The sequence below is a fragment of the Stenotrophomonas sp. 05L44_2 genome, from assembly GCF_056665995.1.
Genome location: NZ_JBFTNR010000789.1, coordinates 1 through 1802 on the forward strand (window position 1 = coordinate 1; position 1802 = coordinate 1802).

Here is a 1802-nt window from a genome sequence, read left to right on the forward strand (position 1 = left end):
GGCCCATGCAGGACCGTTGGCGCCATGGATGGCGCCATCGAGCCCCCATGGACGGGTTTACGGCGTGTCCTGCATGGGCCTGCCTGCCCGCGCCATGCAGGAACAATCAATGCGCCGCAGCGCCCGCTTTCGACTTAGAACTCCGCCGCCACCGTCATGAAGATCTGCCGCGGCGCACTCGCATGGATTGCATACCGCGTGCCCTTCGGATCGGTCGGTGCGAACGAACTCAGCTGGCCCGCATAGCGCTTGTTGGTCAGGTTGGTCGCGTTCAACGACACCCGCACGTTGCGCAGGCCCATGCCCGGGCCGAAGTCGTAGCCGGCGCCGGCATCGAAGGTGGTCACGCCCGGCACCGACTGGTCGTTGGTGTAGGTGTAGTACCGCTTGCCGGTGTACTTGGCGCGCAGGCTGGCGAAGAAGCCATCGCGGTTCCAGCTGATCTCGCTGGACGCCATGCGCTGCGGCGTATCCACGGTGATCTTGCCGGCCACCGGTACGATCGCACCGCCCGAGGTGTAGTCATCCTCGTAGGTGGTCTTGTTCCAGGACAGCGCGTTGTACCACTGCAGGCCATCGACCGGCTTGAGGATGAAGGTCAGCTCTGCGCCATGGCTCTTCACCGAACCGACGTTGATGAAGCGCGTCACGCACTCCGGACGCGTGCCTACCTCGATGCTCGAGCACGGGTTCAACGACAGCAGACGGTTGTCGAACTTCACGTTGTAGGCCGCGATCGACGCCTGGTATTTCTCGCCGAAGGTACGGAAACCAGCTTCCAGGCTCTTGGACTTCTCCGGCTCGAGGCCGGCGCTGGCCGCGAACGATTCCGGCGACACCTGCAGCGGGCCACCGCTGCCGCCGCCGACGAAGGCGGCGATGTTCTCGGCGTACGAGGCGAACACTTCATTGTTGGCGTTGAGCTTGAAGCCCACGCCCAGCTGCGGCAGCACCGATTCCTTGGCGGTCAGCGTACCCGAGGCGATGCTGGTTTCCACGCCCGGCTGGGCCTTGGCAGTCATGCGCGTGTTGGGGCTCTTGATGCCCACGTCCACGGTCAGGCGCTGGTCGAGGAAGCGCATGCGGTCCTGCACATAGAACTGGCGGGTACGGATGTCGAAGTCCTGGTTGAACAGGCGGCGGTCCGGATTCTGCAGGTACAGGTCGTCCAGGAACGGGCCGCTGATGTAGTAGAAGTTGCGCGAGACGTTATGGTCGTTCTGTTCGTACCACACACCGGCTTCCAGTTCGTGGATGCCCAGCGTCCACGACAGCGCAGCGGTCACGCCATCGCGGTTGATGGTGTAGTTGGTGCTGCGGATCGAGATCGGCAGCATCCTGTCGGTGCCCGGGTAGGACGGCTGGCCCGGTGCCCACCAGTGGCCCTGGCCACGGTTTTCGTGGTGGTAGCCCAGTAGTTTCAGGCGGCCCTGTTCACCCAGGCGGATGTCGGCGTCGATCGAGTACAGGTTGTCATCGCGCAGCGCACGGCTCTGGTAGTAGGCATCGTCGATGCTGTTGACGCCGCCGCTGAATGCACAGCGTGCCTTGTTGTAGGTGCCCGGTGCGCAGTATGCAGCCGCGACGGCGCGATCCCAGTCCGGTGCATAGATGTTCCAGTCATAACCCAGGCCGCGCGCCAGCATGTCCTTGGACAGGTAGGCATAGTTGGCCTGGCTGGCGCGCGAGGTGGCGACGAAGGCACCGAAGCGGTTGTCGCCCACGTTCCATACCGCCTTGGCATTGAACTGGCGGGTGGTCTGGTTCTGGTACGGCGCGGCCCACATGTCCTGGTCCTGGTG

At 64.1% G+C, this 1802-nt stretch carries 1 protein-coding gene; it reads right to left on the bottom strand.

Annotation, left to right across the window (positions count from 1 at the left end):
* Nucleotides 1–134: 134 nt before the first annotated feature.
* Nucleotides 135–1802: TonB-dependent receptor (locus tag AC1VAN_RS20630; RefSeq protein WP_480986614.1), on the bottom strand; the 1668-nt coding region annotated here is incomplete at its 5' end.